Raw genomic sequence first — 13,269 nt, 5'->3', positions numbered from 1 at the left:
CCCTAACATCATGATCATTAGGATCATTTATCGGTTATCCACACGATCGGGTGATCTATATAATAGATCCAACAGAAGATCTCTTTAAAAAGATCTTATATATATCTAAGCGTTACCCATTTCATGGATCAAATGATCATCTGGAAAGATTCTCTCTTTTCGTGAAACAGGATAGAATGTTCCCCCTTTGCTCAACGTAACTCACTGGCGATTTTTTAATACCCGAGGTAGTTCCATGTTTTACCAGGACAATTTTGACGTCATCGTGGTAGGTGGTGGCCATGCCGGTACCGAAGCCGCTCTGGCTGCAGCCCGGATGGGTCAGAAAACCCTACTGCTGACACATAACATCGATACGCTGGGACAGATGTCTTGTAACCCGGCGATCGGCGGGATCGGGAAAGGACACCTGGTTAAAGAAGTTGATGCCCTTGGCGGTATCATGGCCCGGGCTATCGACAAAGGCGGGATCCAGTTCCGGACCCTGAACTCATCGAAAGGCCCTGCGGTTCGTGCTACCCGGGCACAGGCAGACCGTGCGCTGTACAAAGCGGCAGTCCGCGAAGCGCTGGAGAACCAGCCAAACCTGACCCTGTTCCAGCAACCGGTCGATGATTTGATCATTGAAAACGATCGTGTCGTCGGTGCGGTCACCCAGATGGGTCTGAAATTCCGTGCCAAAGCCGTGGTGCTGACGGTCGGGACTTTCCTGGGCGGTAAGATCCACATTGGCCTGGAAAACTACAGCGGCGGCCGTGCCGGGGATCCACCATCGATCACCCTGGCCTCGCGTCTGCGTGAAATGCCATTCCGGGTTGATCGTCTGAAAACCGGTACTCCGCCGCGTATTGACGCACGTACCGTAGATTTCAGCCAGCTGCAGGCGCAGCACGGTGATAATCCGACGCCAGTGTTTTCGTTCATGGGTAAAGCTTCGGATCACCCGCGCCAGATTCCGTGTTTCATCACCCACACCAATGAGAAAACCCATGACGTGATCCGTAATAACCTGGATCGCAGTCCGATGTACTCCGGGGTGATCGAAGGGATCGGGCCACGTTACTGTCCGTCGATCGAAGACAAGGTTATGCGCTTTGCCGACAAGGACAGCCACCAGATTTTCATTGAGCCGGAAGGTCTGACAACTCACGAGCTGTACCCGAACGGGATTTCCACCAGCCTGCCGTTTGATGTGCAGATGCAAATCGTGCGCTCTATGAAAGGCTTTGAAAATGCCGTGATCGTGCGTCCTGGCTACGCCATTGAGTATGATTTCTTTGACCCTCGCGATCTGAAGCAAACCTTCGAAACGAAGTTTATCGACGGCCTGTTCTTTGCGGGTCAGATTAACGGTACCACCGGTTACGAAGAAGCCGCGGCCCAGGGCCTGCTGGCGGGTATGAACGCTGCCCTGCAGGCGCAAGGGAAAGACGGTTGGAGCCCGCGTCGTGATCAGGCCTACATCGGCGTACTGATTGACGATCTGTCCACCATGGGCACCAAAGAGCCGTACCGTATGTTTACGTCTCGTGCCGAATACCGTCTGCTGTTGCGTGAAGACAATGCTGATCTGCGCCTGACGGAAATGGGCCGAGAGCTGGGACTGGTTGATGATGAGCGCTGGGCGCGATTTAACCAGAAACTGGACAACATCGAACAGGAACGTCAGCGTCTGCGCAGCATTTGGGTCACCCCGAGCTCTGCTCAGGTTGACGCCGTGAACGCGATCCTGAAATCGCCGATTGCGCGCGAAGCCAGTGGTGAAGATCTGCTGCGTCGCCCGGAAGTCAGCTACAACCAGCTGACCGAGATCGAGACGTTCGGTCCAGCTCATGATGACAGCCAGGCCAGCGAGCAGGTAGAAATCCAGGTGAAATACCAGGGTTACATCGAGCGCCAGAAAGACGAAGTGGAAAAATCCCTGCGTCACGAAAACACTAAATTGCCGCTGGATCTGGATTACAGCGTCGTGAAAGGCCTGTCAAACGAAGTCATTGCCAAGCTGAACGATGCCAAGCCGGAAACGGTCGGGATGGCTTCTCGTATTTCCGGTATTACCCCGGCGGCCATTTCGCTGTTGCTGGTCTACCTGAAAAAACAGGGCATGCTGAAAAAAGGCGAATAAGGAGCGCGCAATGAAAGAACGTCTGACGCAACTGATTGCGCAAACCGATTTGGTGGTGACAGAGCAGCAGCTTAACCAGCTGGTTGGTTTTGTCGCCATGTTGGATAAGTGGAACAAGGCATACAACCTGACCTCTGTCCGCGATCCCCATGAGATGTTAGTGAAACATATCATGGATAGTATTGTGGTGAGCCCTTACCTGAAGGGCAACCACCTGATTGATGTCGGTACCGGCCCTGGCCTGCCGGGGATCCCGCTGGCGATCATGAACCCGGACAAGACCTTTGTGCTGCTCGACAGCCTGGGCAAGCGCATTCGCTTTATCCGTCAGGCGCTGCACGAACTGGGGCTCACTAACGTGACCCCGGTGCAGAGCCGGGTTGAAGAATTCCAGCCGGAGCAAGGCTTTGATGTGGTACTGAGCCGCGCCTTTGCCTCGCTGACGGATATGGTGTCATGGTGCCGTCACCTGCCAAGTCAGGACGGCCACTTTCTGGCCCTGAAAGGCCAGTACAATGAGCAGGAAGTCACTGAACTGCCGTCATGGTGTTCTGTGACTGAAGTCAAATCTTTGCAAGTTCCTGAGTTGGAAGGCGAGCGCCATCTAGTAATCTTGGCTGCAAAGGAATAACGGATGAGGGTTTTCTGTGGGAAGAGTCATAGCAGTCGCCAACCAGAAAGGCGGCGTGGGTAAAACCACAACATGTGTCAACCTGGCTGCCTCGCTGGCAGCAACTCAGCGCAAGGTGCTGGTGATTGACCTGGATCCTCAGGGCAATGCCACGATGGCCAGCGGCGTCGATAAGTACCAGGTCGATGCAACAGCGTATGAACTGCTTGTCGAAGAAACCCCGTTCCAGGATGTTGTCATCCACGATACCACTGGCGGCTATCACCTGATTGCCGCCAATGGTGATGTTACTGCGGCGGAAATCAAACTGATGGAAGTGTTTGCCCGCGAAGTGCGGCTGCGTAACGCTTTAGAGGTAGTTCGTGATAACTATGATTTCATCTTTATTGATTGTCCTCCAGCCTTAAACCTTCTTACAATCAATGCCATGACCGCCGCTGATTCGGTGCTGGTCCCGATGCAGTGTGAGTACTTCGCTCTGGAAGGACTGACGGCATTGATGGATACCATCAGTAAACTGACTGCTGTCGTTAACAGCGAGCTGAAAATCGAAGGCCTGCTGCGCACGATGTACGATCCGCGCAACCGACTGGCCAGCGAAGTCTCGCAGCAGCTTAAAAAGCACTTTGGCGATAAAGTCTATCGTACCGTCATCCCGCGTAATGTCCGCCTTGCCGAGGCACCCAGCCATGGTCGCCCGGCAATGTACTACGACAAGTATTCGAGTGGGGCCAAAGCCTACCTGGCCCTGGCCGGAGAAATGATTCGCCGTGAAGAACTGGCGCACTCTGCCGGGACGGTCGAGGGATAAAGGTAAACCATGAATATGAATAAGCGGGGCCTGGGCAAGGGCCTTGATGCGTTGCTGGCGACCAGTGCGGTAGCGAGCGTTAAACAGCAACAAGCCGAGCAGGCACAAACCCTTTCTGCCGATGGCACCCTCAAAGAGCTGGCTTTGTCCCAGCTGACTCCCGGCCGTTATCAGCCACGCAAAGACATGTCCGATGAAGCCCTGGCCGAACTGGCCGAGTCTATCCGGGCGCAGGGCGTGATTCAGCCTATCGTGGTGCGTGAAACGGCACCTCAGCAGTATGAAATCATTGCCGGCGAACGTCGCTGGCGAGCGTCGCGTCAAGCTGGGCTTCAGAAAGTCCCTTGTATTATTAAGGCTATTGATGACAAAGCGACCATTGCGGTGGCTTTGATCGAAAATATCCAGCGTGAAGACTTAAATGCCATTGAAGAAGCCCAGGCGCTGGAAAGGCTGCAGAGTGAGTTTTCACTTACTCACCAGCAAATCGCAGAGGCGGTGGGTAAGTCACGCGCTGCGGTCTCTAACCTGCTGCGCCTGAATCAGCTGGAAGCACCGGTGAAGCGATTGGTGGAGCAAAAACAGTTGGAAATGGGCCATGCCCGGGCGCTGTTGGCTCTGTCATCGGCGAAGCAACTTGAAGCAGCCCAAATGGTGGTTGCAAAATCGTTAACGGTTCGTGAAACGGAACGTTTGGTCAAACAGATGCAAAATCCTGCCCCTGAAGCACAGACTTCCCCCGTCAACCCCCAGGTTGAACTGGCAGAAAATCGCCTGAGTGAGCACTTCGGCACCCAGGTGGCGATTAACCAGCGGAAAAACGGTAAAGGAAGCATCGTTATCAGTTTTGATCAAACCGACAAATTGAAGCAAATCCTTGCAATGTTTGGTCAGGAAATGTGACACAAAACGTGGAACTTATGTTGCAAAAATTACAATGACGTGATCAGGTTATTGTGTTGTAAAATCTAACACTTTTTTTTGCTGCGATTAGATTGCATTCAAACTGACGAACCGTATAATTTTCGCAGTTTTCCCAGCACGACGTATGTGCAGTGGAACGGACTCGAGGAACGAATACATGGTATCGGCGCTGGTTAGACCGGGACGCCAGCTGGCGAAGCGGTTGCTCTTGCTACAATCTGGCGTCGTTTTAACAACGGCAATAATGGCAGCGTTTGCTGTCAATGTTGACTGGGGAATCTCTGCATTAATCGGCGGTGGCATCTTCGTGATAGCTAACGCTGTCTTTGCGACCTGTGCGTTTTTGTTTAGTGGTGCCCGCAAGGCACGGCTGATCATGGCGTCATTCTTCGGTGGTGAAGTGCTTAAAATTCTCATCACAGTCATCCTATTTGCCATTGTTTACCTGTATGTCGAGGTGGAACTTGTTCCCCTCAAACTGACCTATTTGCTGGCTCTCGGTATTAATATCTTTGGGCCGGTTTTATTCATTAACAACAACAAATAGGATGAGTTATGGCTGCGCCAGGTGAAGCGCTAACGCCGTCAGGTTACATTGCTCACCACCTGACAAATTTGTCAGTGGGTGAAGGTTTCTGGACGGTTCATATAGACAGCCTGTTTTTCTCTGCCCTAACCGGATTATTCTTCCTTTGGGTATTCCGCAAGGCAGCGAAAACGGCGACATCAGGAGTCCCTGGAAAACTACAGTGTTTTGTAGAAATCATGGTGGAATTCGTTGACAACAGCGTCAAAGAAACCTTCCATGGTCGCAACCCACTGATAGCTCCTTTGGCTCTGACCATTTTCTGCTGGATCTTGTTGATGAACATCATGGACTTAGTGCCAATTGATTTTCTTCCGTATCCTGCAGAGCACTGGTTAGGTATTCCTTACCTTAAGGTTGTACCGAGTGCTGATGTCAACATCACCATGGCAATGGCATTAGGCGTGTTCGCTTTGATGATCTACTACAGCATCAAAGTGAAAGGCGTTGGTGGCTTTGTCAAAGAACTGGCACTTCACCCGTTCAATCATCCGGTCATGATTCCGTTCAACCTGCTTCTTGAAGTGGTGTCGCTGCTGGCGAAACCAATTTCACTAGGTATGCGTCTGTTCGGTAACATGTTTGCCGGTGAGGTGGTGTTTATCCTTATCGCGGCACTACTGCCGTGGTGGGCACAATGGCTAGGTTCGCTACCGTGGGCAATTTTCCACATCCTGGTCATTACGATTCAAGCATTCGTATTTATGATGTTGACGATTGTGTACCTGTCTCAGGCACATGAAGACAATCATTAATCGATAATTTGTAAGATTTTCAATTCTTTACTGGCACTTTGCCGACAACTATAAACTGGAGATAGTGATGGAAACTTTACTAAGCTTTTCTGCAATTGCCGTGGGCATCATTGTAGGTCTTGCTGCACTGGGTACAGCGATCGGCTTCGCCCTTCTGGGTGGTAAATTCCTTGAAGGTGCTGCGCGTCAACCTGAAATGGCACCAATGCTACAAGTTAAGATGTTCATCATTGCGGGTCTGCTTGATGCGGTTCCAATGATCGGTATCGTAATCGCTCTGCTATTCACATTCGCAAACCCATTCGTTGGCCAGCTGGCAGGCTAATAACCGAATACGAACGGACCCATAGCAACCCTTTTTAAGGAGATGCCGTTGTGAATATGAATGCAACTTTGCTGGGTCAGGCGATCGCGTTTTTCCTGTTTGTGGTGTTCTGCATGAAATATGTATGGCCACCAATCATGGAAGCGATTGAAGAACGTCAGAAGAAAATTGCTGACGGTTTGGCAGCGGCTGATCGCGCTGCCAAAGACCTGAACCTGGCGCAGGCGAATGCTTCCGACCAACTGAAAGAAGCAAAGCGCACTGCGACTGAGATCGTTGAGCAAGCTAACAAACGCAAAGCTCAGATCATCGAAGATGCTAAGGCGGAAGCCCTGGCTGAGCGCGATAAAATTCTGGCTCAAGGTCGTGCAGAAATTGACGCCGAACGTAGCCGCGCTCGCGATGAACTAAGAAAACAAGTTGCAACTCTGGCTGTGATTGGTGCTGAGAAAATCATTGAGCGTTCTATCGATAAAGACGCTCACGCTGATCTTCTTAACAAAGTCACTGCAGAACTGTAATTAAAGGGGCAAGCACATGTCGGATATGACTACTATCGCACGCCCCTACGCTAAAGCAGCTTTTGATCTTGCAGTTGAAAAAGGTGAGCTGGCCGCCTGGGCGGAAATGCTCACCTTTGCTGCCGAAGTAGCGCGTAACGAAACGATTCAGGAAATTCTGAGTAGTGGTTATGCAGCTGAAAAACTGACAGAAGTATTCCTGTCAGTGTGCGGCGAGCAACTCAACGAAAACGGCCAGAACCTGATTAAGGTGATGGCTGAGAACGGACGCCTGAAAGCCCTTCCTGCTGTATGTGAAGAGTTCATGCTGCTCAAGAGTGAGCATGAGAAAACTATCGAAGCCGCCGTAATTTCTGCGGTTGAGCTGAATGATAGTCAACTTGAAGCAATTAGCGAGAAACTGGCTAAGCGTCTGGATCGTAAGGTCAAGCTGACTTGCAGTGTAGACGAGACCCTGATTGCCGGGGTTGTGATTAGAGCTGGAGACTTGGTCATCGATAACTCAGTACGCGGCAAACTAAGCCGTCTGAGCGATACTTTGCAGTCTTGATTTGGGGAATTGGAGCATGCAACTTAATTCCACGGAAATTAGCGAACTGATCAAGCAGCGTATTGAAAACTTCAACGTTGTTAGTGAAGCGCGTAACGAAGGTACTATCGTATCAGTAAGCGATGGTATTATTCGTATCCATGGCCTTGCAGATGTAATGCAAGGTGAAATGATTGAACTTCCAGGTGGCCGTTTTGCACTGGCACTTAACCTTGAGCGTGACTCGGTTGGTGCGGTTGTAATGGGTCCATACGCTGACCTGCAGGAAGGTATGAAAGTTAAGGGTACTGGTCGTATCCTTGAAGTACCTGTAGGTAAAGCACTTCTTGGCCGCGTAGTGAACACACTGGGTGAGCCAATCGATGGTAAAGGTCCAATCCAGGCAGAGACTACGTCTCCTGTTGAAGTGATTGCACCGGGCGTAATCGACCGTAAATCTGTTGACCAGCCAGTTCAGACTGGTTACAAGGCAGTTGACTCGATGATCCCAATCGGCCGTGGCCAGCGTGAGCTGATCATCGGTGACCGTCAGACTGGTAAAACAGCCCTGGCGATCGATGCCATCATCAACCAGAAAGATTCTGGTATCTACTCTATCTACGTCGCAATCGGCCAGAAAGCGTCTACTATCGCTAACGTAGTACGTAAACTGGAAGAGCACGGTGCGCTGGAAAACACTATCGTTGTTGTTGCATCTGCTTCTGAAGCAGCTGCCCTGCAGTACCTGGCACCTTACTCAGGCTGTGCGATGGGTGAATACTTCCGTGACCGCGGTGAAGATGCTCTGATCGTATACGATGACCTGTCTAAGCAGGCTGTTGCTTACCGTCAGATCTCTCTGCTACTGCGTCGTCCACCAGGTCGTGAAGCATTCCCAGGTGACGTTTTCTACCTCCACTCTCGCCTACTAGAGCGTGCAGCACGTGTTAACGAGCACTACGTAGAAAAATTCACTAACGGTGAAGTGACTGGCCGTACCGGTTCTCTGACCGCACTGCCTATCATCGAAACTCAGGCTGGTGACGTATCGGCATTCGTACCGACCAACGTTATCTCCATCACCGATGGTCAGATCTTCCTGCAAACCGAACTGTTCAACGCCGGTATCCGTCCAGCTGTTGACCCAGGTATTTCGGTATCTCGTGTAGGTGGTTCTGCGCAGACCAAGATCATCAAGAAACTGTCTGGTGGTATCCGTACTGCCCTGGCACAGTACCGTGAACTGGCAGCGTTTGCTCAGTTCTCGTCTGACCTTGATGACGCAACGAAGAAGCAGCTGAACCACGGTCAGAAAGTAACCGAGCTGATGAAGCAGAAGCAGTATGCACCAATGTCTGTATTTGAGCAGGCGCTGGTAATCTTTGCTGCGGAAAAAGGTTATCTGAATGATGTTGAGCTGGACAAGCTTGCTGACTTCGAAGACGCGTTGCTTTCTTATGCCAAAGGTCACTTTGCTGAGCTGGTAGCTCAGATTGATGAGACGGGTGCTTGGAACGATGAAATCGAAGCCCAGTTCGTGAAACTGGTTGAAGGTTTCAAAGCGACCCAGACTTGGTAATTGGTTGGTGATCGCTTGCGATCACCCACTAACGGAGAGTAACGATGGCCGGCGCAAAAGAGATTCGTAACAAGATCGGTAGTGTTAAAAACACTCAGAAGATCACAAAAGCGATGGAAATGGTAGCCGCGTCCAAAATGCGTAAAACGCAGGACGCAATGGAATCATCACGCCCATACGCACAAACTATGCGCAAAGTGATCGGTCATATCGCACTTGGTAGCCTTGAGTATAAGCATCCTTATCTCGAAGAGCGTGAAGCCAAGCGCGTTGGTTACATCATTGTTTCTACTGACCGTGGCCTGTGTGGCGGCCTGAACATTAACCTGTTCAAGCAAGCCATGACAGACATGAAGAAGTGGTCAGATCAAGGTGCTGAAATTGACCTGGGCCTGATTGGCTCTAAGGCAACAGCATTTTTTAACAGCTACGGCGGTAAAGTTGTGGCTCAGGTTTCCGGCCTGGGTGACAAGCCATCAGTCGATGAACTGATCGGTACTGTTGGTGTGATGCTGAAGAAATATGATGAAGGCCAGTTGGATCGTCTGTACCTGGTTTACAACAAGTTTGTGAACACCATGGTTCAGCAACCAGTGACTGATCAATTGCTGCCTTTGCCTAAGTCGAAAGACGAAGACATGCAGCGCAACCATGCTTGGGACTACATTTATGAGCCTGAGCCAAAACCTCTGCTGGATACCCTGCTGGTTCGTTATGTCGAATCTCAGGTTTACCAAGGGGTTGTTGAGAACCTGGCAAGTGAACAGGCTGCTCGAATGGTCGCGATGAAAGCAGCAACCGATAACGCAGGCAACTTGATTGATGATCTGCAGCTTGTGTACAACAAGGCCCGTCAGGCTGCGATTACACAAGAGCTGTCAGAAATCGTTTCTGGTGCGGCTGCTGTTTAAGGCAAAGATTAAACAAGTTTAGAGGATTAACGATGGCTACAGGTAAGATCGTACAGATCATCGGTGCGGTAGTCGACGTAGAGTTTCCACAGGACTCAGTACCACAGGTATATGATGCCCTGCACGTAGATGCTAAAGAAAACGGTACGCTAGTACTGGAAGTTCAGCAGCAGCTAGGCGGTGGTATCGTGCGTGGTATCGCAATGGGTAGTTCTGACGGCCTGCGTCGTGGTCTGTCTGTTGAAAATACAGGTCGACCAATTGAGGTTCCAGTTGGTAATGCAACGCTAGGACGTATCATGAACGTTCTGGGTCAGCCAATTGATGAATGCGGTGAGATCGGCGAAGAAGAGCGTTACTCAATTCACCGTGAAGCACCAAGCTACGAAGAGCAGTCAAACGCTACTGAACTTCTGGAAACAGGCGTTAAGGTTATCGACCTGATTTGTCCATTCGCTAAGGGTGGTAAAATCGGCCTGTTCGGTGGTGCGGGTGTAGGTAAGACCGTTAACATGATGGAGCTTATCAACAACATCGCCCTGCAGCACTCCGGTCTGTCAGTATTCGCGGGTGTTGGTGAGCGTACTCGTGAAGGTAACGACTTCTACTTCGAAATGCAGGAAGCTGGCGTTGTTAACATTGAGAACCCAGCTGAATCAAAAGTAGCAATGGTTTACGGTCAGATGAACGAGCCACCAGGTAACCGTCTGCGTGTTGCTCTGACTGGCCTGACTATGGCTGAGAAATTCCGTGATGAAGGCCGTGACGTACTGCTGTTCATCGATAACATCTACCGTTACACCCTTGCGGGTACAGAAGTATCGGCTCTGCTGGGTCGTATGCCTTCTGCGGTAGGTTACCAGCCAACGCTGGCGGAAGAAATGGGTGTGCTTCAGGAGCGTATTACCTCTACGAAGACTGGTTCTATCACATCGGTACAGGCCGTTTACGTACCTGCGGATGACTTGACTGACCCATCTCCAGCCACAACGTTCGCGCACCTTGATGCGACAGTTGTACTGTCTCGTCAAATCGCGTCTCTGGGTCTGTACCCAGCGATCGACCCACTGGATTCTACATCTCGTATGCTGGATCCACTGGTTGTTGGCCAAGAGCACTATGACATTGCCCGTGGTGTACAGAGCACCCTGCAGCGTTATAAAGAACTAAAAGACATCATCGCTATCCTGGGTATGGATGAGCTGTCAGAAGATGACAAGCAAACTGTATCCCGTGCACGTAAGATTGAGCGTTTCCTGACTCAGCCTTACCACGTAGCGGAAGTCTTTACTGGCGACCCTGGTATCTACGTATCGCTGAAAGATACACTGCGTAGCTTCAAAGGTCTTCTGGCAGGTGAATACGACGATATCCCAGAGCAGGCATTCATGTACTGCGGCGCGATTGAAGACGTATTGGAAAACGCTAAGAAGCTTTAAGCTAAGTAGGAGGCGATATGGCAGCGATAACCTTCCATCTGGACGTTGTAAGCGCCGAGAAACGTTTGTTCTCTGGCCGTGCTGAAAACATTCAGGTGACCGGTAGCGAAGGTGAACTGGGTATCCACGCAGGTCACACCCCGCTGCTGACCGCTATTACGCCGGGTATGGTCCGTATCACTAAGCAGCATGGCGGCGAAGAGGTAATTTACCTGTCCGGCGGTATGTTGGAAGTTCAGCCTGGCGCAGTAACTGTGCTGGCTGACACCGCGATTCGTGGTGAAGATTTGGACCGAGCGAAAGCGGAAGAGGCGAAGCGCCAGGCTGAGGAGCGTATCCACAATCAGCATGGCGACATCGACTTTGCGCAGGCGGCCAGTGATCTGGCGAAGGCGATTGCTCAGCTCCGTGTTATCGAGCTGACCAAGAAAGCCCGCTAACCAGGCAGATAAGAAAAAAGCGACCTTTGGGTCGCTTTTTTTATATCCGCGGTTTGGGACTGTCAGCTGTGGGTTAATACTCAGAAAAAATTATCTATTTTCCTTAACCCGTCAGTACTGAGTCGATACAATGCAAAAAGTCACATTGAAAATTATGCATCGAGAGGAATAACGCATCATGAGCTTCAGCGCTGTGATCCTGGCGGCGGGCAAAGGAACCCGCATGTACTCCAATTTGCCGAAAGTACTGCATACCTTGGCAGGTAAGCCAATGGTTAAGCATGTTATTGATACCTGTACCGGCATTGGGGCCAACAACATTCATTTGGTTTACGGCCATGGTGGCGAGCAGATGCAGGCTGCACTGGTGGAAGAGCAAGTGAACTGGGTGCTGCAAGCGGAGCAGCTGGGGACTGGTCATGCGGTTAACCAGGCATGCCCGGATCTGGCGGACAATGAGAAAGTCCTGATTCTGTATGGTGATGTGCCGCTGATCAGCAGCGAGACGCTGGAAAACCTGCTGGATGCCCAGCCGGATGGTGGCATTGCGCTACTGACGGTCATGTTGGACGATCCGACGGGCTACGGCCGGATTATTCGCCGCAATGGCCCGGTGGTTGCTATCGTGGAGCAGAAAGATGCCAGCGAAGAGCAGAAGCTGATCAAAGAAATCAACACCGGGGTGATGGTGGCCAATGGCGGCGATCTGAAACGTTGGCTGTCGGCGCTGAAAAATGACAACGCGCAGGGTGAGTATTACCTGACCGACATCATTGAGATTGCCCACGACGAAGGCCGAGCCGTGGAAGCGGTTCACCCGGTGAAAGCCATTGAAGTGGAAGGCGTCAACAACCGTATCCAACTGGCCCGTCTGGAGCGTGCTTACCAGGCGATGCAGGCCGAGCGTCTGCTGGAACAAGGTGTGATGCTGCGTGATCCGGCGCGTTTCGATCTGCGCGGTGAGCTGCAGTGCGGTACGGATGTTGAAATTGATGTGAATGTCATCATTGAAGGCAGTGTGTCACTGGGAAACAATGTCATTATTGGTGCCGGTTCGGTGCTGAAAGACTGTGAAATTGATGATAACAGTATCATTCGGCCGTACAGTGTGATTGAAGGCGCGACGGTCGGCGAAGACTGTACGGTCGGCCCGTTCACCCGTCTGCGCCCTGGTGCGGAGCTGGTGGGTGATTCTCACGTCGGCAACTTCGTGGAAATGAAGAAAGCCCGCCTGGGTAAAGGTTCGAAAGCTAACCACCTGACATATCTGGGTGATGCCGATATCGGCGATCGCGTGAATATCGGTGCCGGTACCATTACCTGTAACTATGATGGTGCGAACAAGTTCAAGACCGAAATCGGCGATGACGTGTTTGTTGGCTCCGACACGCAGTTGATTGCGCCAGTGAAAATTGCCAAAGGTGCCACGATTGGTGCCGGTGCGACCATCAACCGAGATGTTGGTGAAGGCGAGTTAGTGATCACCCGTGCTCCGGCCCGTACCATCAAAGGTTGGAAACGTCCGGTTAAACAAAAGTAATTCCCGCAGAAGGCAGCTTTAGGCTGCCTTCTTTTTATCTCAGCTTCCCTGCCCTACTTTTGCCCTACTTTTGCCCTATTCCCGTAACCTCCCCAGCCTATTGTGATGGCTGTGAGCAGCCCTCGTTTTTCTGAAATCACGCCGGCAGCCTTC

The 13,269-nt window shown here is 51.3% G+C and carries 14 protein-coding genes; all 14 read left to right on the top strand.

Annotated features, from left to right (window positions below; all coding sequences use genetic code 11):
• Nucleotides 1–235 precede the first annotated feature (235 nt).
• The 14 genes from mnmG (at nt 236) to glmU (ending at nt 13,116) form a co-directional block, all read left to right on the top strand.
• Nucleotides 236–2,125, top strand: a complete 1,890-nt coding sequence (gene mnmG / locus C9I92_RS24235) for a tRNA uridine-5-carboxymethylaminomethyl(34) synthesis enzyme MnmG (RefSeq protein WP_047887501.1) — start codon at nt 236–238, stop codon at nt 2,123–2,125.
• 10 nt (nt 2,126–2,135) lie between these two features.
• Complete coding sequence (gene rsmG, locus C9I92_RS24230; protein WP_047887500.1) at nt 2,136–2,756, top strand: 16S rRNA (guanine(527)-N(7))-methyltransferase RsmG; 621 nt, start codon at nt 2,136–2,138, stop codon at nt 2,754–2,756.
• A gap of 16 nt (nt 2,757–2,772) precedes the next feature.
• Nucleotides 2,773–3,567, top strand: coding sequence for a ParA family protein (locus tag C9I92_RS24225; RefSeq protein WP_047887499.1), 795 nt, complete (start codon nt 2,773–2,775; stop codon nt 3,565–3,567).
• A 15-nt stretch (nt 3,568–3,582) separates the two neighbouring features.
• Nucleotides 3,583–4,470: a ParB/RepB/Spo0J family partition protein gene (locus tag C9I92_RS24220; RefSeq protein ID WP_047887531.1), complete on the top strand. Its 888-nt coding sequence runs from the start codon at nt 3,583–3,585 to the stop codon at nt 4,468–4,470.
• A gap of 178 nt (nt 4,471–4,648) precedes the next feature.
• The gene (locus tag C9I92_RS24215; protein WP_047887498.1) at nt 4,649–5,038 is read left to right on the top strand and encodes a F0F1 ATP synthase subunit I; all 390 of its coding nucleotides are present in this window, start codon (nt 4,649–4,651) and stop codon (nt 5,036–5,038) included.
• 8 nt (nt 5,039–5,046) lie between these two features.
• Complete coding sequence (gene atpB / locus C9I92_RS24210) at nt 5,047–5,832, top strand: F0F1 ATP synthase subunit A (RefSeq protein WP_047887497.1); 786 nt, start codon at nt 5,047–5,049, stop codon at nt 5,830–5,832.
• A 67-nt stretch (nt 5,833–5,899) separates the two neighbouring features.
• The gene (gene atpE, locus C9I92_RS24205; protein WP_005302247.1) at nt 5,900–6,157 is read left to right on the top strand and encodes a F0F1 ATP synthase subunit C; all 258 of its coding nucleotides are present in this window, start codon (nt 5,900–5,902) and stop codon (nt 6,155–6,157) included.
• Between the two features lie 50 nt (nt 6,158–6,207).
• Nucleotides 6,208–6,678: a F0F1 ATP synthase subunit B gene (gene atpF / locus C9I92_RS24200; RefSeq protein ID WP_047887496.1), complete on the top strand. Its 471-nt coding sequence runs from the start codon at nt 6,208–6,210 to the stop codon at nt 6,676–6,678.
• Between the two features lie 16 nt (nt 6,679–6,694).
• Nucleotides 6,695–7,228: a F0F1 ATP synthase subunit delta gene (atpH, locus tag C9I92_RS24195; RefSeq protein ID WP_047887495.1), complete on the top strand. Its 534-nt coding sequence runs from the start codon at nt 6,695–6,697 to the stop codon at nt 7,226–7,228.
• 16 nt (nt 7,229–7,244) lie between these two features.
• Entirely contained in the window at nt 7,245–8,786 is a 1,542-nt protein-coding gene (atpA, locus tag C9I92_RS24190; RefSeq protein ID WP_047887494.1) for a F0F1 ATP synthase subunit alpha, read from the top strand.
• 44 nt (nt 8,787–8,830) lie between these two features.
• The gene (atpG, locus tag C9I92_RS24185; protein WP_047887493.1) at nt 8,831–9,697 is read left to right on the top strand and encodes a F0F1 ATP synthase subunit gamma; all 867 of its coding nucleotides are present in this window, start codon (nt 8,831–8,833) and stop codon (nt 9,695–9,697) included.
• 32 nt (nt 9,698–9,729) lie between these two features.
• Nucleotides 9,730–11,136, top strand: coding sequence for a F0F1 ATP synthase subunit beta (atpD, locus tag C9I92_RS24180; RefSeq protein WP_047887492.1), 1,407 nt, complete (start codon nt 9,730–9,732; stop codon nt 11,134–11,136).
• A gap of 17 nt (nt 11,137–11,153) precedes the next feature.
• Nucleotides 11,154–11,576 (top strand): F0F1 ATP synthase subunit epsilon, encoded by a 423-nt coding sequence (locus tag C9I92_RS24175; protein WP_047887491.1) that lies wholly within the window; start codon nt 11,154–11,156, stop codon nt 11,574–11,576.
• A gap of 178 nt (nt 11,577–11,754) precedes the next feature.
• Nucleotides 11,755–13,116: a bifunctional UDP-N-acetylglucosamine diphosphorylase/glucosamine-1-phosphate N-acetyltransferase GlmU gene (gene glmU / locus C9I92_RS24170; protein WP_047887490.1), complete on the top strand. Its 1,362-nt coding sequence runs from the start codon at nt 11,755–11,757 to the stop codon at nt 13,114–13,116.
• Nucleotides 13,117–13,269: the final 153 nt, after the last annotated feature.

Source organism: Photobacterium ganghwense, from assembly GCF_003025595.1.
In the GTDB taxonomy this organism is placed as follows: domain Bacteria; phylum Pseudomonadota; class Gammaproteobacteria; order Enterobacterales; family Vibrionaceae; genus Photobacterium; species Photobacterium ganghwense.
The sequence above is the reverse complement of the archived record's forward strand: the minus strand, read 5'-3'. Positions and strand labels throughout refer to the sequence as shown.